This is a genomic window from Aeromonas rivipollensis (genome assembly GCF_010974825.1).
Lineage (GTDB): Bacteria > Pseudomonadota > Gammaproteobacteria > Enterobacterales > Aeromonadaceae > Aeromonas > Aeromonas rivipollensis.
Map to the genome: position 1 here is coordinate 96,852 of NZ_JAAILA010000002.1, position 19,135 is coordinate 115,986.

Consider the following 19,135-nt stretch of genomic DNA (forward strand, 5'->3'; position numbering starts at 1 on the left):
ATGCCAGTTGAACTTTCTGGCCTGAGTTCAATATGAACAGAAGCCGCCTGCACTGGACGGGAGCGACCAATAGCCTGATTAACTGCCATCAGCCTCTGAGCGGAAGACATTTGCCTCTTTGTTGATGAGAGCGGCAATAAATGTCCTAAAGCTTCTGATGGGACTGCCGCTACAAAGGATGAAGCAAATTGTGGGGTGTTCGGAAATCCAGCATTTGCGCAACTACGGGTCCAATGTCCGTTCAAACAAGGGACCCGCCAGATGGCACAGACCGTTCAATCTGTCCATCTGAACGGTGGGACCCTGGCTGCATAGATGCAAACAGAGCCCGCAGTTTCTTGTTCATCAGGAGAAATCTTATATGGCCATGTTTATCAATACCAACACTTCATCATTGAACGCCCAGCGTAACTTGATGAACACCACCAAGTCGTTGGATACCTCATACACCCGCCTGGCATCCGGTCTGCGTATCAACAGCGCCAAGGACGATGCGGCCGGTCTGCAGATCTCCAACCGTCTGACCTCCCAGGTCAATGGTCTGGATCAGGGCAACCGCAACGCCAACGACGGCATCTCCCTTGCACAGACCGCAGAAGGTGCCATGGACGAAGTGACCGGCATGCTGCAGCGTATGCGCACCCTGGCCCAGCAATCTGCCAACGGTTCCAACTCAGACAAGGATCGCGAGGCCCTGCAGAAGGAAGTGGATCAACTGGGGGCCGAAATTAACCGTATCTCCAAGGACACCACCTTCGCTGGCACCAAGCTGCTGGATGGAAATTACAGTGGTAGCTTCCAAGTTGGTGCCGATGCCAACCAAACTATAGGCTTTAGCTTGTCTCAGGCGGGAGGGTTTAGTATTTCGGGGATTGCTGTAGCGGCTGGGACAACAGTCAACGTGGGCACTGCCATCGGTACTGCTATTGCAATTGATGCCATATTCACCAGTGGTAGTGCTGGTGGGATCAGTATTAGCAGCCAGGATAATGCTCAGAAAGTTCTGGCAGCAGCAGATGCCATGCTGAGTGTGGTCGATGGCAAGCGTGCCGAGCTGGGTGCGGTGCAAAACCGGCTGGATTCGACCATTCGCAACCAGTCCAATATCGCGGAGAACGTCAGCGCTGCGCGCTCCCGTATCCGTGATGCGGACTTTGCGACCGAAACTGCCAACATGACCAAGCAGAACATCCTGCAACAGGCCGCGTCCAGCATACTGGCCCAGGCCAACCAGCGTCCGCAGTCGGCTCTGTCGCTGCTGGGCTAAGTCGGTTCAACCGTCAATTGACATGAGGAGCGGCAGATGGCCAATGAATCGATAGCCATGCCTTCTGTTACTTCGACGCTGACTCAACATGGCGGCCCCCAGGCCGCCATGGCTGTTTCTCCACCCACATCCAGCGGAGAGGAACTGGCCGAACAGACAAGTGTCGAGCCGACAGCCAAGACATCACAGGCACAGGCCAAGGTGTCAGAGCCGCGTATGGACAAGGCCTATATGGAAAAACAGGCCCAGGAATTGCAAGAAAGATTGGACAATTTGAGCAAGTTGAAGGGATGGACCATCAATTTCAGTCTGGTCCCCGAATTCGACCAGCCGGTGATCAAGGTGATAGATGCGGAGACCAAGCAGGTTATCCGTCAGATCCCGAGCGAGGAAATGCTCTTGATAAGCAAGAGGTTGCAATCCATGGACCAGCAGATGAATGGCAATGGCTCCGGTCTCTCCGGGCTGCTGTTCGATGGTCAGGTGTGACCCAATTTTACGTCGATAGACAGGAGGATGTATGGCAATTACCTCTGCGGGGGCGGGGTCTGGGCTCCAACTTGAAAGTGTAATCGCGGCGAGTGTGGAGGCCAAAAAGGCCCAGTTACAACAGCCGATCGTCACTAAACAAAACAGCACCCAGATCACCTTGTCTGGCATAGGTCAGCTGAAATCCTCCATCTCCGCCTTCACCGACATCCTCGACAAGCTGAGTGCCCCCGGCGCTTTCAACAAACGCGCCATCAACATTACCCAGAGCAAAGATGACCCCGTGCTGAAGGTGGAGAGCAAGTCTGGTGCTTCCAATGGTCAGTACAACATCATCGTCAATAAGTTGGCACAAACGAGCCGTCAAGAAGGGATCTTCGATAGTTCCACCACCTCCATGGTCAGCCAGGATGGGCAACTGACGTTCAAGGCCGGCGACAAAACCTTCAAGGTGGATGTGAAAGCAGGCGATACCCTGCAAGACATTCGCAAGAGCATCAACAGCAATGGTGACAACTTCGGTCTCAGCGTCAACATAGTCAACACGGCGGATGGCAAGGCCAAACTGGTGATCGATTCCGGCATCTCGGGCGATGGCAAGGACCTGACCATCACCGGGGATACGGCGGAGCTCGCCATCTTCGAGTCGGGGGGGGGGGTAATGAACCAAACCCGGCCAGCCAGCAGTGCCGAGATTTCCGTGGATGGTAACGTCCTCAAGAGCGACACCAATACCTTTGATGACTCTATTCAGGACCTCAAGGTGACTGTGTTGCGCGTGTCGGATAAAGACAGTGTGGGGGATCTCAAGGCAAACAAGGTCGATATCACGACCGACAAGACCTCTATTCAGGAGCTTGTCCAGCAGTTCGTGGATGGTTACAACACCCTGCAAGACAAGATGAATACCCTTGGCAAACGCAACACCTTCGTGGGTGGCGTGAAGCAGGATGATGGCGGCGCTCTGGCCGGTGACTCAACCACAAGAGCCATCGAATCATTCATGAGCAATCTGCTGGTCAGCCCTTCCCAGAACAGCAGTACTTACTCCACCATCTTCGAGGTCGGTATCAAGATGGACAACAAGGGCAAGCTGTCCCTTGACAAGACGAAGTTTGGCGAAGCCGTCGACAAGAACTTCGATCAGGTTGTGGCGCTGTTTGGTGGAGAGAAGGGCCTGGCGGGCACCTTGAATACCGGCTTGAAAGCATATACCAAGAGCGGTGGCATGCTGGCACAACGAGAAGATGTCTTGAACTCGGACTTGCGTGCTCTTACCCAGAAAACCGCAACGGCCAATACCCAATTGGCAAAATATGAAGCCTCACTGCGTGCCCAATATGGCAGCCTGGATGCCTTGCTGGTCAAGATGAACAACTCGGCCTCTGCATTGTCCAGCCTGCAGACGAATTATCAGAAATCTTGATAGATCGAGAGTATTGAAATATGTACAAGCGCAATATCAAAGCATATACCGCGGGCAACCTCGCAGCCGATCTGGCCACGGCGGATCCTCACCGTGTCATTCAACTGATGATGCAGGGGTGCCTGGAACGTCTGGCACAAGCCAAGGGGGCCATCGAACGCCAGGACATGGAAGCCAAATCGGTTGCCATCTCCAAGGCGCAGGGATTACTGCATGGTTTGCAGGATGCGCTGGATATGAGTCAGGGCGCCATGTCAGAAGACCTCTATGGGCTTTACGCCTATATGGACGAACGTATCTGGGATGCCAGTCTGGCACGGGATATCGCCCCCCTCGACGAGGTCATGGAACTGATGCTGACCATCAAATCCGGTTGGGATCAATTGCCCGAGGCTGAAAAACAGCAAGGTTTTCAGATGAGACAGCAGCTGGGTGAGCTGTGAGAGCTACTCTCACCGAGCTTGATGACGCACTGCGGGAAAATACCCGCTTGATGGACGTACTATTGCAGCAGCAGCAATATGATGAGGCCCTACTCTGCATGGATGAGCGGCTGGCGCTGATAGGTCGTCTGGTGCAGCTTGCTCAAGATGAACCTGAGCAACAACAGGCTGTTGCGGCCCTGGCTGGCGAACTGTCCATTCAAGAAGAGAGCACGAAAGCCCTGGCAGCCAGCCATCATCACGCCATTTTTGAACAGCTGACCCACGTTGGGAAAGCTAGCAGGGCCGGGCAAGCGTATCGTACAAACAGCAAGGAGTTTTGATGTCACTCAATATCGACGAGACCTTGGCCCAAGCCGAACAGGAGGCCCTGCGGATCCAGAAGCAGGCGGAGCAGGAGGCGGCCATGGCAGTGGCCTTGCCGCTACGTTTTGAACAGAACATGGCGGCATTTCGCCAATATATTCCCCATATCGCCGACATGTATGAGGCCTACCAGCCAGCGCGCCCCTTCCGGTTCTTTTGCTGCGAGAATGGCCAGCCCAACTTGGCTTGGCTCGACGATGATGTCGCCGTCTACGGCAAGGAACCCTATCTTATCTGTGAGACGTTGGTGACCGAGTTTATGGAAAAGGGGAGGCTTTCCAAGTTTTCCTTCAGCCAGGAGGCAAACCCACTCGGCTTCGTGCATGTGGAGTACCTCAACAAGCTGAACGCCTATCTTGATGATCTCTCTGCCCGAGAGGCGATGTTGGAAAGGGTCCCCCATGAGGTGCCCAGCGCCCTGATCTTCGGAGTGGGGCTGGGGTACCATCTCGGCTACCTCTATGAGCAATGCAAGATTGGCACCCTGTTCCTGTTCGAGCCGGACCTGGATCTCTTCTATGCATCGCTGTTCTGCTTCGATTGGGCGCCATTGCTGACTTATCTGCATCAGGAGAATCTGGGGTTGCACATCCTGTTGGGGCAGGATGAAGAAACCATCGTGAAGGATTTTGCATCTGCCATTCACAGTCGGGGCTCCTTCCTGATCGCCAACGCCTTCGTCATGTGGGGCTATCAGAGCGACAAGATAAAGAAATTGATGGAGAAAGTTCAGCAGGAATACTACTTATTAGTCATGGGGTGGGGGTTCTTCGACGATAACCTAATCGCTCTTTCTCATACAGTGAGCAATATTGAACGTGGCGTACCATTCTTAAAAAATAATTGCAAAATAGTAAAAGAGAATCAGAGGGTACCGGTTTTCATCATTGGTAACGGCCCCTCTCTAGATGAGTCGTTAGGTATCATCGAAAATAATAAAAATTGTGCGATATTAATAGCTTGTGGTAGTGCCATCACGGCTTTACACAATGTAGGTATAAAGCCAGATATATATGTTGCAACTGAGCGAACTAAAAGTGTTTATGATTTCCTCGTTAGTATGGACGATCCAGATTATTTAAATGATATCTTTTTCTTAAGCACTGATGTCATTCATCCGTACTGCTCAACATTGTTTAAACGTTCAGCTCTTTTATTTAAATGCTCTGAGCCTGGAGTATTACTATGTCAAACATATTTTCCTGAGCTGAGATATTTTTCTGCTCTTGGGGGAGTTAATCCCATGGTTGGAAATATAGGTGTAAGTGCACCGATTCAACTGGGTTTTAAAAACATATATTTGTTTGGTTTGGATAATGGTTATAAGGACAAAAGTCATCATCACTCTAAATTTAGTGCATATTATAATAATGAAAAAAGTGCGAAAATTCTAACTGATATTGTGTGTGGTGATGGGCAGAAACAACGAGAGGGTAATTTCGGTGGATTTGTCATTAGTGATGCCATGTTTGATACATCACGCCGTGTGATTGAGCAAGTGTTAGCGGCGAATGAAGATGTCAGATGCTTTAATTGTAGTGATGGTGCTAAAATAGCGGGGGCCAAGCCTTTCCCTAGTCGTGAGATTGGATCACTTCACCCCATCAATAAATCAGCAGTTATTGATGATATTGTCGGCCGTCTTTGTGCTCAGGTATCTTTATCAAAGCAGGACTTCTATCCGTTACTGGATGTTGAGCTTTTCAATCATTTCATCGATAAAATGCTTGATGAGTGGCAGCAAGATTTTTCGTCTAGAAATGAGATTAATCAGCTAATGCTACGACATTTTAACTATCTGGATCAGATCGCCAAGACAAAGCAAAGGCATATTACACAGTTCATGATTGGATCGATGAATTATGTATTTACCCTGTTGAGCTCCATTCTTTATTCATTTGAGGGGGAAAGGGAAAGTATCTTATTAATGACGCCAGCTATAAATCTATGGCTGGAGTTTCTGCAAAAAGCCAAGAAAATGTACCCAATGGCGCTAGATAGTATTGATATGGTAGATAATGATGTAGTTGATCTTTTTAGAAAATAAATTTAAAGATTAGTATCTTTATAAATAAATATTGGAATGTCAATTATGGTTTTACATAGATGGGTAATGAATGTTTGGATTCATAAGTTCAAATGATGTTGAATAATAAGATCTTTAGTAAAAAAGACGTGCCTTTGTAGATTCGATATTATTTTACTCGAGTCTGTATAAACATATCACTATCAATGATCTGCAAAAGGAGAAGGAATGGCCAATTGTGAAAGTCGTATCGGCAACAGTTTTGACAAACTCTATTTGGAGCGAGGAATTGCTTCGCAGCGGCGATATCCGAACGAAAGCTTAATTAGTTTTATAGCTGCACATTATTTCTCTCTTTCTCCGATTGAGCGGAGTGAGTGCCGTATTCTAGAGTTAGGGTGTGGCAGCGGGGCTAATATTTGGATGCTGGCAAGAGAAGGATTTGATACCTGGGGCTTGGATTTATCACCAGTTGGTATTGATCTTTGTAAACAGGTCATTGCATCCTGGGGGACGCAAGCTCACCTCGATGTAGGTGATATGACTAAGCTTCCATACCCAAACTGCTATTTCGATGTTATTGTGGATGTAGTGTCAATGCAGCATTTGACTCTTTCTCAGCACCATGCTGCTATCGCTGAAATTCATCGTTGCCTAAAGCCTAGTGGAAGGTTTTTCTCCTATCACCTTGGCACAGGTTCTTCAGTTTGTCAGAGCTGCGATATTGAATGGTATGACAGCATATCCATTAACAATATTCCTGAGGGTTATCCCTTGGCTGGCAATGGGGTGACATCATTTCTTGATGTTCCTACAACAAATGTTTTATATAAAAACTTTAAAACTCTGGAAATTGAAAAAGTTCATCGAACTTATGCAATAAGTAACAATGATGTCGAATATTTAGCAATTAGTGTTCAAAAATGAAAATAGTAACGATGTATGATCAGGATTTTAAAAATCTAGTACGAGCAAGATTGTTTTCTCTTGGAGGTTTATCAACCCCAGGTCATATAGAATACTTCAAAAATTATTATGGATTTAATTTTACTGATCTATCTTTTGGAGTAATACATCCAAATGGGGAAGTCATTTGTTTGCTTACTCGCCATGTTGTCGATGGTTTGACTCATTTTGGGTGGTATGGTCAACCAGCCAAGATTATTTGCCGAGGTACAGGAGAAAAACAATCACAAGCTGAGCAAGCGGCTCAAACCTATCTAAGTTCGTTGCTGCAAGATGGTGTTTTTATTGATTTCCAAGAGCCTGCTGGTGAAATGAGCTTTTTCTCAAAGACTTTGTTACAAATGGGAATAAATCCACGTATATGCCCTGAACAAATATTAAGGATAGTAGATGATGAGTTAATGCTACGTGACATGAGAAAAGTATTTCGTCAGAATATAAATTGGGGGATACGTAATCTATCATGTGTTGTTTTGGATGCAGAGAGCATTACAGAAGATGATTTTCTCCGGTTCGAAGCATTTCATATTGCTGTTGCTGGTCGTCGCACTCGAAGTCATTCATCTTGGTTGACCCAGCTGAAGCTTGTCTTGGATGGAGAGAGCTATCTTGTCACCAGTAGTCTAAATGATAACCTGGTTGGTATGTCATTTTTTGCTGCATCGGGTGAACGAGCCTATTACTCTGTCGGGGTCTATGAACGGGGCTTATTTCATCATCCCCTCTCTCACTATCCTATATGGTGCGGTATTCGGTATGCCAGAGATATAGGCTGTCGAGAGTTAAGTATGGGTGAAAGCTTCTACCCAGGAGTGGTTGACTCCAGTGGTCGAATTCCCTCTGAGAAAGAATGCAACATAAGTCATTTTAAACGAGGGTTTGGCGGAGGGATTCATACATCTGTTCGTTTTTTAGGCTGCATATCAGTGTAAAGAAAACCGTTCATTTCATACGGATGAACGGTATTTATCGATTGAAACTATGGAATTTATTAATTTATCCAAGTGCGTTGCTTTACTACGTAATGCACATCATATTTGATGAGATTGATAAGTATTTCACTCTAATAGATCCCAAGCCAACGGGGTGCCAGCAGATATTGGTTTGCTGGCCCTGCGACCTAATATATTAGGCAGTTCAACAGGGGGAAGACCATCACTAGGTCGTATAGAGCGAACATTTACCATCGTCAAAGCTTCACCAGCCTTAATATCTCTACAGGCAAATAGAGAACGCGCGAATTTTCTATTTGCGATGGTTTTCTCTGTCAAGGTGTATCTCACTGAACCCAGCGCCGCCTCGACTTGCCGTATTCCTCCAACCATTGAGCCGAATTCACTAGGTATCATCGAAAAAGAAGCATCAGGCCCGCCGATGGCCCGATCTAAAATAAAGTGCTTCTCGAGCATTTTGGCACCAAGAGCCACGGCGGCGATGGCGATGGCATTGCCGAGGGTGTGATCCGACAGACCGGCCTTGACCCCGAAGGTTTGGGCTAGGTTGGGAATGGTGAGCAGGTTGGCCTCCTCCACCGGGGCGGGGTAGGAAGAGGTGCACTTGAGCAATGTGATGTCATGATTGCCCATGCGGCGGCAGGCCTGCACGGCGGCATCGATGTCGGCCAGGGTCGCGATGCCGGTCGAGATGATCATCGGTTTTCCCTTGCTGGCCGCGTATTCGATCAGGGGAATGTCGGTGATTTCGAACGATGCGATCTTGTAGAGGGGGACATCGAGGTCTTCCAGAAAATCGACCGCTGTGACATCAAAGGGGGTGGAGAAGAAGACCAGCCCCTCTTTCTGCGCCTCGGCCTGGATGGCGGCATGCCACTCCCAGGGGGTATAGGCCTCTTGATAGAGCTTGTAGAGCGTGGTGCCATCCCAGATGGTGCCCTGATTGATCTGGAAATATTCATTGTCGCAATCCAGGGTGATGGTGTCGGCCGTGTAGGTCTGGATCTTGATGGCATCGGCACCACTTGCTTTGGCCGCGCGTACCGTCGCCAGCGCCGTCTCCAGGGAGTGGCCATGGTTGGCAGACAGTTCGGCGATGATGAAGCAGCGATCCGGATTGATGGCGCTCGCCATGGTTTGGGTCATGAATGTGTCCACTCCTGTTCGGTGATCCCCATCAGCACGAGATCGACATGGTTTGTTGTTTGGGGGCGATAGACCGCCTCCCGCCAGGCGCCTTCATGGCGAAAGCCTGCACTCAGATAGGCTTGAATGGCTCTTTCATTGTCCGCCGCGACCTCCAGCTTGAGGGTGTGCAGATGGGCGACGTCGAAGGCGAGCCGGTTGACGGCGGTCAGCAGGCGCGCGCCAAGCCGTTTCTCGCTGCGCCAGGGATTGCGATAGATCCCGAGCCAGGCCAGGCGATTGTACCAGTCCAGCCGGTGCAGGGAGAGTACCCCCAGGATCCCTTGAGGGTCCTGGCAGAGGTAGTTCAGGTTGCGGGTCTCCTGGTGTTGACGTGCCATGAAGGCGCGATGCGCCTCCAGGCTGATGTCACCCCCTGTGTTCATCCAGCGTGCAATATCCGGATGGTTGCGCATCTGCCAGACCGCCACTATCTGCTGCTCGTCCAGCATGGAAAAAGGGATGAGGGTGACATCGAGCAGCTCGAAGCGGCGCTGCAGATCTATCTCTGGTTGAGCCATGAGAGGGCCTCCAGGGTGCCGTTTCCTGCCATCAGCGCTTGCAGCTTGCGTGCTCGTCTGGAGCGTTCGTCCGGTGCTGCCAGTCTTGCCAGACCTTGTTCCAGCCGGGAGAGCAAGCCGGCATCATGCCACCAGCCGCCCGGGAGGAAGGCGTCCGGACCGCACCAGCCAGCCAGCTGGCTGGCCTGGTTGTCGGCAACGCCGATGAGCAGGCCCGGCAGACCGCAGCGCGCCAGCTCATAGGTCACCTGTCCGGCACTGCTGATGGCCAGATCGCTGCGACACATGAGAGCGGCCATCTGGCTGGCATCGAGGCGGTGATGTTGCCTGCATCCCGACAGTCGCGGATCGTGCTCTCGGATGACGACGTCCAGCTCTTCCTCCGGACAGTGCTGGCGTAGCCAGGTGACCAACCCGGGAGTCAGGTCGCGCACGTCGGTTCCCCCCATGATGATCAGGATGCGCTCGATGCGCTCGGGAACCCGGGTTCGGGCGGGAACGGACCAGAACGGAGGGCGCAGGGGTTGCCAACCCGGTCCCCACTGCCAGAGGGCGGCACCGCACTTGTTGCCTGGGGTACCGGGGCTGGCATGGATCACCATCCCCTCTGGATAGTCCAGTCGCTCGGTGTCATCGAGGTAAATCACCCGCACAAACCCCGCCGCTATGCTCTGCAGTGTCATCAGACTCGCCGAATAAGAGTCGACAATGGCGACTGCCTGCTGCGGGGAGATGGGCTCTTGCTGCCAGTTGCCCCAGCGAACGGACTCCTCCTTGAGCATGGCGCTGGCCAGCTCATCGCCCTCGACCACCCAGTGGACAGTGCCGCCCTGTTGCCGCCAGGCGGCGGCATAGGCGCTGCAGCGACCGAGGTGACCCAGACCCCGACCCTTGTCCCCTTCGCTGAAAATCCACAGGGGCAGCACTCAGCGCACCTTGAACACCGGCTGGATCGGCTCGCCATCCAGAGATTGATGAATGGCCTTGTCGGCATCCAGACGGATAAGCTTTGGCAGTACCTCGGCATAGACGCTCAGCAGGGTGTGAACGTCCTGCTCGCTGTGGGCGAGGTTGAGGTTGTGGCTGCCGAGGCTGAGAATGCCACGCTTGCACAACTCCTGGATGAAGTAGCTTTTCAGCAGCCAGCTGGAGTGGTTGGCCGAATCGCCGATCAGCAGGAAGCTCCAGCTCGGGTGACCGGCGCTTTGCAGCCAGCTCGGGGCGTTTATTTGTTGCAGCAATGCGTTGAGCCCATCGAGCAGTTGCTGGCCCCGCTCGGCCAGTCGTGCTGGCACGTCGAGCCGGCGCATCTTCTTGATGACGGCGTTGGCCGCCGCCAGGGCGATGGCATCGCCGCCAAAGGTGCCGGAGAAGAAGATATCCTCCATGCGGCCCATGTACTGGCGGCGGCCTACCACGGCGGAGATGGGGAAACCGTTGGCCATGCCCTTGCCAAAGGCGGCCAGATCCGGCGTGACGCCGAACAGGGTCTGGGCACCGCCGAGGTGGAAGCGAAAGCCGGTGATGGTCTCATCGAAGATGAGCAGGGCGCCGTGCTCGTCGCAGAGCTGGCGTAACCCGGGCAGGAACTCGGGAGTGGGCCAGGCGACGTTCATGGGCTCCAGGATCACGGCGGCAAACTCGCCGGGATGGGCCTCCAGCTGGGCCTTGAGGGAGCCCAGATCGTTGTAGTCGAAGCGATGGGTCAGTTCGCGTACGCACTCGGGCACCCCCAGGTGGCGAGTGGTGGAGCCGATGTACCAGTCCTGCCAGCCGTGGTAGCCGCAGACGGCGACCCGCTCCCGACCGGTGACGGCGCGGGAGAGGCGAATGCAGGCGGAGGTGGCATCGGTGCCGTTCTTGCCAAAGCGGACCATCTCGGCGCAGGGAATCAGCTCGATCAGCTGTTCGGCAACCTCGGTTTCCAGCCGATGGGGAAGTGAGAAGATGGAACCCAGATTGAGTTGCTCTAGCACGGCCTGGTTCACATCCGGGTCGCAATAACCCAGGCTGATGGCCAGCAGACCGCTGGCAAAGTCCAGGTACTCGTTGCCATCCACGTCCCACACCCTGGCGCCCTGGCCGCGCTCGATAAAGAGCGGGGCGGCGCCATGGGGGAAGCAGAGGCGGCTCTTGGAGAAGGTCTGGGAGCCCAGAGGAATACTCTGCTCGGCACGGGCAGAGAGCGCCAGTGAATGCTGATAACGTGAGGTCATGAATGCTTCTCCTTGGCCAGTGAGGTTGCCAGCCCTTCATTGCGCTGGTGCTGGGTGTTCAGGGTCGCAAGCGCCGGCTCCCGCGCCAGCAGGGCGAGGATGTCTTCTGTGGTGAAGGCGGGCTTGACCGGATAGAGCTGGCGGTAGATTTGCTCGACCAGCTCGAAGTCGGCGGGCTCGTCCACTGTCCAGCGCAGGTGGGCCAGGCTGGGGGTGCGGCTCATCGTCCCTATCTTGAACCGATCCGCATGCTGGCGGATGTAGTAGGTCACATGCTCGCGCTCGGCCGGGGTGTGCGCGCGTTCGGCCAGCAGGTCGAGGGTGGCGGCGCTCAGGATCTCCGCATCCAGTCCGTCCGGGTAGCTGGGATCCCAGCAGTTGCTGCTGTAGTCGTAGCCGCCGGTCAGATGAAGCTCGATGAGCTCGTCGATGAGGACGGGATCCGCGAGGGGGCAGTCGCCGGTGAGCCTGACAATCTGGCTGGGGCCAAAGGGTTGCGCCGCAAGATGAAAGCGTTGTAGCACGTCGTCCAGGGGGCCGCGAAAACAGGGAACATCCAGCTCTGCGCAGAGCGCCGCTATGGTGAGATCGTCGGCCTGGTCACTGGTGGCGACCACCAGCTGATCCAGTCTTGCCGAGCGCTTGAGCCGTTCAATCTGGCGGGCGAGCATGGGGGCGCCTAGCAGGGGCTTGAGCACCTTGCCCGGCAGCCGGCTGGAACCGGCTCTGGCCTGCAGGATACCGAGGATCATGATGTTTTCCACAAGGCTGGATTGATGAGGGCCGGCTCGTCACAGGCGAGGGCAGCCAGCTCGTTGTCATGGCACGGATGCAGATGGGCATAGGCCGATGCGATCGCCGCCAGCTCATGGGCATGACAGACCCCTACCACGAAGCGGCTCACCTGGGGCAGGGCCGGGATCAGGGAGAGCGCCTTGTGGAGGGGGGAGCTGTGGGGCTGCCACCCATCCAGCCGCGCCAACTGTTCGCTGAAGGGGTGAAAATGGTCGGGACGCAGGTCCGACTGCATCAACAAGAGGCCTTGCAGGAAGAGGGAGCGAACATGGATTTCACACCCCAAGTCCTGCAATCGGTCGAGCCAGCCCGAGCGTAAAAAACGCTGATCGAGCAGGTTGGCAGGCAATTGCACCAGCTCCAGGGGGTAACCCTGCTCCAGCCACAGTGCCAGCTCCTCGGGGGAGTAGACGGAGACCCCTGTCTTGCCCACCTTGCCCTCTTGCTGCAGTGTCGCCAACGCTTCGAACAGGGCAGGGCTGGCATCCTGGCTGCGATGCAGCAGCAAGCCATCCAGCCTGGTGCGCCCCAATCGTTGCAGGCTGCTCTGTACGCAGGCGTTGACCTCGGGGGGCCGGATGCCGGGGGCCAGCTTGTTTACCAGGCGAAAGTCGGCGGTCGGCCTGCTGCCAAGCCGTGATTCGGCATTGCCATAGGCCTGAGCCGTGTCCAGGGTATCCACGCCCAGCTGGCGTGCCAGGGCCAGTATGGTGTCGAGTTCGTCATCTGGCACCTCGCCCGCGCTATTGCTGATGCCATAGGCGAGCCCGAACTGCACAGTCCCCAAGGCTAGGCGCATAGTACCCGCTCCAGGGCCTCGATGACCTTGTCCTGCTCGGTTGATGAGAGGGCCGGGAACAGGGGGAGGCTGATGGCTTGTCGGTAGTAGGCCTGGGCGCCGGGGTAATCGGCGGGATCATGGCCCAGACCACGATAATAGGGCTGGGCAGGAATGGGCATGTAGTGGACGTTGACGCCGATGCCGGCCTCCCTCAGCTGCGCAAACACCCGATCCCGGTCGGCGACCTGGACCACATAGAGGTGGTAGCCGGAGCTACGGTCATTGTCTTGACGCAGGGGTTGCAGCGGCAGCTCGGCCAGCAATTCATCGTAGCGGGCAGCCAACTGCTGGCGAAGGTCGATAAACAGGGGCAGGCGGCGGAGCTGGCTTGAGCCCAGCGCCGCCTGGATGTCGGTCAGGCGGTAGTTGAAGCCGAGCACTTGCTGCTCGTAGTACCAGCCACCTGGAGTGGGAGCGCTCAGTTGCTCGGGGTCCCGGGTGATGCCATGGCTGCGATAGAGGCGGAGCTTGGCCGCCAGCTCGGCACTGCGGGTGGTCACAGCTCCCCCTTCCCCCGTGGTGATGGGTTTCACGGGATGGAAGCTGAAGACGGTCATGTCGCTGTGGGCGCAGTTGCCGATGGGCTCCCCCCGATAGCTGGCCCCCAGGGCATGGCAGGCATCCTCGATGAGGCGAACGCCATATTGCCGGCACAGGGCGCCAATCTCGGCGAGATCGCAGGGTTGGCCCGCCAGATGCACCGCGACAAGGGCCCTGGGCTGGCGAGGGCTGCCTTGGACGCCTTGCAGCTTTTCGCGCAGCGCCGCCACGCAGAGGTTGCCGGTCTCGGGCTCCACGTCGACAAAGTCCACCTGGGCGCCGCAGTAGCGGGCACAGTTGGCGGAGGCGACGAAGCTGACGGCCGAGACCCAGACCCAGTCGTCCGCGCCCAGTTCCAGCGCGGCGCAGGCGAGATGCAGGGCAGTGGTGCCGTTGCTGCAGGCTATCACATGGGGGGCTTGGCAGTAGTCGGCCAGTCCCTGTTCAAAGGCGGGGACCATCTGACCTTGTGTTAGATAGTCCGACTTCAGAACGGCAACGACGGCATCGATATCTTCATCTGTGATGGATTGGCGTCCATAGGGGATCATTCGGCTAGCACCTGCTGGTTCATCGTTTTCAATTCCTCTATCGACAGGAAATGGCGATTATTGAGGGAATTGTATTCGAAGCCGGGCTCGACCAGGGTCGCCTGCTCCCCTAGGGCATTGGTCGCGAAGTCATTGTTGCAACTCGTGAAGGTGATGCTGGGGGCGATGACGTAATAGTCATTGAACTCATAGGTATGGTAGGAGTCATCGGCCGGGCACATCACCTCGTGCAGCTTCTCGCCCGGGCGGATGCCGATGATCTCCTGGGGCAGCTCTGGGGCCATGGCGCTGGCGAGATCCGTGATGCGCACCGACGGGATCTTGGGAACGAACACTTCCCCCCCCTTCATGCGGGCGAAGTTGGTCAGCACGAACTCCACCCCCTGTTGCAGGGTGAGCCAGAAGCGGGTCATCTCGCCATGGGTGATGGGCAGGCGGCTGGCCCCCTCCTTGATCAGCCGATCGAAGAAGGGCACCACAGAGCCGCGGGATCCCACCACGTTGCCGTAACGCACCACTGAGAAGATGGTCGGATGTTTGCCCGCCATATTATTGGCGGCCACGAACAGTTTGTCGGAGCAAAGCTTGGTGGCGCCATAGAGGTTGACCGGGTTGGCGGCCTTGTCGGTGGAGAGGGCTATCACCTTCTCGACCCCGTTGTTGAGCGCCGCCTTGATGACGTTTTCTGCGCCCCCGACGTTGGTCTTGATGCACTCCATGGGGTTGTACTCGGCGGCCGGCACTTGCTTGAGGGCGGCTGCATGGACCACGAAGTCCACGCCGTGCATGGCCATGTTGAGCCGCTCGGCATCGCGCACATCGCCGATGAAGTACCGCATGCAGGGATGGTTGAAGCGCTGCTGCATCTCGAATTGCTTGAGTTCATCACGGGAATAGACGATCAAACGGCTCGGCGTGTACAGGGAGAGGACAGCCTCGATGAACTCCTTGCCAAAGGAGCCGGTACCCCCGGTGATCAGGATCGTTTTTCCGTTGAACATGTCATAGTCCCGTTATGGAGTGAGTATCTGTTAGGATAGAAAGCATATTTTATGCCATATCTTGTGGCGAGCCATCGGAGGGCTCGCCCGATGTGAAGTCCGGGTCTCAGGCCGATGGCGGCTTGCTGCGGGCGATGGCCTCACACAACTGCTCCACCGCATTGAGGGCCCTCGGGGTGAAGCGGTGCAGCTCATCGGGGTTGATGAGGACGAGCCGCTGCTGCTTGACGGCATCCAGCATGGACCACTGGCGCCAGTGGGCCAGCACGGCAGGATCCCGGCTGCCGGCCAGGATGAGCCCGGGGTTGGCCTTGATCACCTGCTCCAGCCCGACCTGGGGGTAGGGGGCGCTGGCATCCGCCATGATATTGCGGCCGCCGCAGAGTCTGATGGCGCGGCCCGGCCAGGTCGAGTCATTGACGCTGGTCAGCGGCGGATACCAGAGCTGATAGAAGACCGAGACCGGCTTGGGCTTGCCGTAACGCTGTTTCAGCGCATTGAGCCTGGCCAGATAGGCGTCGGCCTGCTGGTCGGCCTTCTGCCGGGTGCCGAGCAGGCGCCCCAGGCTGCGCATCTCTGTGGCCAGGGAGGCAAAGTCGGTGGGCTCCGAGTAGAAGACGGGGATGCCGAGCTTCTCGACGGGGGCCAGCATGCGGGACTGGGCCGAGCGCCAGGCCACCACCAGATCCGGCTTCTGGGCCAGCAGGGCCTCCAGGTTGATGCTGCGGTAGTTGGCGACCCGGGGCAGGGGCGCCACCTCGGGGGGGAAATCGGAGGCATCGTCGGTCGCGACTATGCGATCCCCGGCCCCTATGTCGTACAGCAGCTCGGTCAGGTGGGGGGTGAGGCTGATGATGCGCTGCGGGGTGGCCGCCGCACCGGACAGGGGCCAGCCGAGCAGGCACAGCAACAGGCACAGGGTGCGATGGGGGATAAGGTTAACCATGGCGAAGTGTCATCAGGGTCAGGAGCAGCGAGAGCCCGAGCCAGCCCCAGCCGATCAGCAGCAGGCGATGGAGCAGGCGCCGGGGCAGGGTGGCATCGGGTTCGGCACCTTCGTCAAACACCGGGAGGCGCACCAGCTGGCCCTGATAGTAGCGGGGGCCCCCGAGGCGGCAACCCGTGCTCTGTGCCAGCAGGCTGAGCAGGCCGCCCATGGCCGGATAGGGCCAGCGCAGGGCAAGGCGCAGCTTGCCCCCAAGCTGGCGCAACCGGGTCAGTGCGAGGGGGAGCGCCAGCAGCAGTATGGCGGGGGCGCAGAGCCCCTGATAGAGCGCACTGGCGGCGCGGCCGAAGTGGACGAACTCCGCCTGTTTCGGGCTCCAGGCCTGATTCATCAGCTGGGCGAGACGCCAGAGCAGGGCCCCTTGCACCCCGGCCAGGGCGAAGCCCAGCAGGGGGCTGGCCCACTGGCCCACGAGGCGCAGCACGCAGGTCTCGCTCACCGCCTTGTTCAATCCCATCACCGACAGGGCGCCCGTCTCTCGCCTGAGCCAGCTCGCTGCCTGCAACCTCGCCACCAACAGCGTCTCCTGGGTGGCCAGGGCGCGGCTCGCCAGGGCGAGCTCCCGCAAGGGGCGTGATTCCAGCATCAGCAGCAGGAACAGCAGGTCAAACAGGGGCTCGGAGAGGGAGAGATTGCGCACCGCCCAGAGGCCGGCGGCGCAGGGGACCCAGACTACCAGCAGGGCCAGCAGCCCCGCCTGGCGTTGCTGACTGGGGGAACCGTCCGGGCGATACACCTTTTGGCCGAGGCGGGTCAGCAGCGGCACTGTGGCGCCGGGCCTGAAACGGGCGGGCCAGGGCAGCAGGGCCTCCAGCAGGGCGGCACCCACCATGATGGCCGCCGTCGTCGAGGCGAGGGCGGCCATCAGGGCGTCCCAGGGGATGGTGTCGATCACAGCTTGCCGAGCAGCGCCATGATCACCTCGGCGGAGTGTTGACCCGCCACCTCGATGAAGGCATCGAAGGATTCCACCTGCTCCTTGCCGGCGATGTCGGACATGGCGCGCACCACCAGATAGGGCACCTTGAACATGTGGCATACCTGGCCGATGGCGGCCCCTTCCATCTCGACTGCCAGCATCTGCGGGAAGTCGGCGCGGGCTTTGGCGATGGCGTCCGGCTTGCACATGAACTGATCACCGGTGCAGATGAGGCCGACCTTGGTCTGGTGCTTGCCTTGCTCGGCGATGCAGGCCTGGGCCAGGGCGATGAGCTTGTCATCGCAGGGGAAGGCGGCGGGCTGCTGGGCCATCTGACCCATCTCGTAACCGAAGGCGGTCACGTCCACGTCGTGGAAACGCATCTCGCTGGCGATGACCACGTCTCCGATGTGCAGATCCTGGGCGAAGCCACCGGCGGAGCCGGTGTTGATGACGCAATCGGGGGCAAATTTCTCCAGCAGCAGGCTGGTGGCGACGCTGGCGGCAACCTTGCCGATGCCGGAGCGGGTCAGGATCACCTCTTTACCGGCCAGACGGCCCTGATAGAACTCGCAGCCGCCCAGTTGCAGGGTGGTGGGTTCACTCAGCTGGCTGCGCAGCAGGGCAACTTCCTGCTCCATGGCGCCGATAATACCTACTTTCATCATCTACCTCGTCTCGATGGCCGCTGGGCCGGAAAAGTTGGCGGGGATGATAACAAAACTTGGCGATGGCGCCGAGCATTCCTGTGGGGCTGCCGGGGCATCTCCTGCGTCAGTGGTAGTGCTCGACCAGGGCGGCCAGCTCGCCGCTCGAGGCCAGCTGCTGCAAGGTGTTGGCAAAGAGCGCCAGCCGCTCTGGGGTGCTGCGGCGGTGGAACAGTATGTAGAAGGGGGTCTCTTCCATCACTGTGGGGAGAATGCGGATCCGCTCCCCCAGCCCGTGCTCGCGCAGATCGGATTCAAACCCCGGGGAGCGGTAGTAGACGAAGCGCCCCCGCTTCATCAACAGCTTGTCGTAGTTGGCCTTGCTGCCGATCCCGCCGCTGTCGATGAGGAGGCCGCCGATGGCCTGGAGCCGTGCGATGGCGCCGCTGCCGTGGTTGATGAGGATGCTGCCCGCCTGGCCGAGGGCCCTGACATCCTCCCAGCTGCGTATCTCGACCGGATCGTCGCGACGCACCGCCAAGTGGTAGCGCACAGTGAAGATGGCGGGTTGCAGGTAGACGAATTGGCTGCGGCGCTCCGGGCTGTCCCCCACGCCGCAGATGAAGTCCAGCTGACCGTGCTGCACCTTCTTCTCCAGGCGCTTGAGGGGCAGGGTGCTCTGATCCCCCTCGATGCGCAGGGCCGGCTCCCGCACCTCCATCCGTCGGAACAGATCGACGCAGATCCCCCCTGTCTTCCCTCCCGCCAGGGTCAGGTACTTGGGGGCCGAATTGGCTTGCGCCGCCGTGTGGTACACCTCGGTGGCAGCGACGGCCCCACTGGCTGGGGCAAGCAGGCAAAGCAGCAGAGCCATCCGGACGATCATCTCATACAGGGTCTCGATAGGGGCGACGCGCACCCATCATCAGCCGGATCAGGAACGCAAGGAACTAGACATTAGGCTATTTATCAGCGTG

The 19,135-nt window shown here is 56.9% G+C and carries 20 protein-coding genes; 8 read left to right on the forward strand and 12 right to left on the reverse strand.

Annotation, left to right across the window (positions count from 1 at the left end):
* Nucleotides 1-361 precede the first annotated feature (361 nt).
* From G4923_RS00545 to G4923_RS00580, 8 genes are all read left to right on the forward strand, one after another.
* Nucleotides 362-1,267: a flagellin N-terminal helical domain-containing protein gene (locus tag G4923_RS00545; protein ID WP_163134908.1), complete on the forward strand. Its 906-nt coding sequence runs from the start codon at nt 362-364 to the stop codon at nt 1,265-1,267.
* Nucleotides 1,268-1,303: 36 nt separating this feature from the next.
* Entirely contained in the window at nt 1,304-1,756 is a 453-nt protein-coding gene (locus G4923_RS00550; RefSeq protein ID WP_163134909.1) for a flagellar protein FlaG, read from the forward strand.
* Nucleotides 1,757-1,787: 31 nt separating this feature from the next.
* On the forward strand, nt 1,788-3,182 hold the full coding sequence (gene fliD, locus G4923_RS00555; RefSeq protein WP_163134917.1) for a flagellar filament capping protein FliD: 1,395 nt from the start codon (nt 1,788-1,790) through the stop codon (nt 3,180-3,182).
* Between the two features lie 20 nt (nt 3,183-3,202).
* Complete coding sequence (fliS, locus tag G4923_RS00560; RefSeq protein ID WP_163134919.1) at nt 3,203-3,625, forward strand: flagellar export chaperone FliS; 423 nt, start codon at nt 3,203-3,205, stop codon at nt 3,623-3,625.
* Between the two features lie 50 nt (nt 3,626-3,675).
* Nucleotides 3,676-3,948 carry a hypothetical protein gene (locus G4923_RS00565; protein ID WP_163135017.1) on the forward strand — a complete coding sequence of 91 codons (273 nt, stop codon included), beginning with the start codon at nt 3,676-3,678 and terminating at the stop codon, nt 3,946-3,948.
* Nucleotides 3,948-6,038, forward strand: coding sequence for a motility associated factor glycosyltransferase family protein (locus G4923_RS00570; RefSeq protein ID WP_163134921.1), 2,091 nt, complete (start codon nt 3,948-3,950; stop codon nt 6,036-6,038). Before G4923_RS00565 ends, G4923_RS00570 begins: the two co-directional genes overlap by 1 nt.
* 207 nt (nt 6,039-6,245) lie before the next feature.
* Nucleotides 6,246-6,944, forward strand: a complete 699-nt coding sequence (locus G4923_RS00575; protein ID WP_163134923.1) for a class I SAM-dependent methyltransferase — start codon at nt 6,246-6,248, stop codon at nt 6,942-6,944.
* Nucleotides 6,941-7,915: a hypothetical protein gene (locus G4923_RS00580; RefSeq protein WP_163134925.1), complete on the forward strand. Its 975-nt coding sequence runs from the start codon at nt 6,941-6,943 to the stop codon at nt 7,913-7,915. The genes G4923_RS00575 and G4923_RS00580 overlap by 4 nt, the downstream gene beginning before the upstream one ends.
* Before the next feature lie 126 nt (nt 7,916-8,041).
* On the opposite strand, the gene pseI is transcribed toward G4923_RS00580, so the two are convergent.
* The 12 genes from pseI to G4923_RS00640 form a co-directional block, all read right to left on the reverse strand.
* The gene (gene pseI, locus G4923_RS00585) at nt 8,042-9,082 is read right to left on the reverse strand and encodes a pseudaminic acid synthase (RefSeq protein WP_163134927.1); all 1,041 of its coding nucleotides are present in this window, start codon (nt 9,080-9,082) and stop codon (nt 8,042-8,044) included.
* Nucleotides 9,079-9,642: a UDP-4-amino-4,6-dideoxy-N-acetyl-beta-L-altrosamine N-acetyltransferase gene (gene pseH / locus G4923_RS00590; RefSeq protein ID WP_163134929.1), complete on the reverse strand. Its 564-nt coding sequence runs from the start codon at nt 9,640-9,642 to the stop codon at nt 9,079-9,081. The genes pseI and pseH overlap by 4 nt, the downstream gene beginning before the upstream one ends.
* Nucleotides 9,624-10,568: a hypothetical protein gene (locus tag G4923_RS00595; protein WP_163134931.1), complete on the reverse strand. Its 945-nt coding sequence runs from the start codon at nt 10,566-10,568 to the stop codon at nt 9,624-9,626. The genes pseH and G4923_RS00595 overlap by 19 nt, the downstream gene beginning before the upstream one ends.
* Nucleotides 10,569-11,858 (reverse strand): aminotransferase class III-fold pyridoxal phosphate-dependent enzyme, encoded by a 1,290-nt coding sequence (locus tag G4923_RS00600; RefSeq protein WP_163134933.1) that lies wholly within the window; start codon nt 11,856-11,858, stop codon nt 10,569-10,571. It abuts the gene before it with no gap.
* Nucleotides 11,855-12,610, reverse strand: a complete 756-nt coding sequence (locus tag G4923_RS00605) for a cytidylyltransferase domain-containing protein (RefSeq protein WP_163134935.1) — start codon at nt 12,608-12,610, stop codon at nt 11,855-11,857. The genes G4923_RS00600 and G4923_RS00605 overlap by 4 nt, the downstream gene beginning before the upstream one ends.
* Entirely contained in the window at nt 12,607-13,452 is an 846-nt protein-coding gene (locus G4923_RS00610) for an aldo/keto reductase (protein ID WP_163134937.1), read from the reverse strand. The genes G4923_RS00605 and G4923_RS00610 overlap by 4 nt, the downstream gene beginning before the upstream one ends.
* Nucleotides 13,443-14,585 (reverse strand): UDP-4-amino-4,6-dideoxy-N-acetyl-beta-L-altrosamine transaminase, encoded by a 1,143-nt coding sequence (gene pseC / locus G4923_RS00615; protein WP_163134946.1) that lies wholly within the window; start codon nt 14,583-14,585, stop codon nt 13,443-13,445. Before pseC ends, G4923_RS00610 begins: the two co-directional genes overlap by 10 nt.
* Entirely contained in the window at nt 14,582-15,586 is a 1,005-nt protein-coding gene (gene pseB / locus G4923_RS00620) for a UDP-N-acetylglucosamine 4,6-dehydratase (inverting) (RefSeq protein WP_163134955.1), read from the reverse strand. The genes pseC and pseB overlap by 4 nt, the downstream gene beginning before the upstream one ends.
* 106 nt (nt 15,587-15,692) lie before the next feature.
* Entirely contained in the window at nt 15,693-16,532 is an 840-nt protein-coding gene (locus G4923_RS00625; RefSeq protein ID WP_163134957.1) for a cobalamin-binding protein, read from the reverse strand.
* Nucleotides 16,525-17,457 (reverse strand): cobalamin biosynthesis protein, encoded by a 933-nt coding sequence (locus G4923_RS00630; protein ID WP_163135019.1) that lies wholly within the window; start codon nt 17,455-17,457, stop codon nt 16,525-16,527. Before G4923_RS00630 ends, G4923_RS00625 begins: the two co-directional genes overlap by 8 nt.
* Before the next feature lie 26 nt (nt 17,458-17,483).
* A complete protein-coding gene (gene mtnN, locus G4923_RS00635) occupies nt 17,484-18,176 on the reverse strand; it encodes a 5'-methylthioadenosine/S-adenosylhomocysteine nucleosidase (RefSeq protein WP_043129316.1) in 693 nt (230 codons plus the stop codon).
* A gap of 109 nt (nt 18,177-18,285) precedes the next feature.
* Nucleotides 18,286-19,044: a substrate-binding periplasmic protein gene (locus tag G4923_RS00640; RefSeq protein WP_163135021.1), complete on the reverse strand. Its 759-nt coding sequence runs from the start codon at nt 19,042-19,044 to the stop codon at nt 18,286-18,288.
* Nucleotides 19,045-19,135 lie beyond the last annotated feature (91 nt).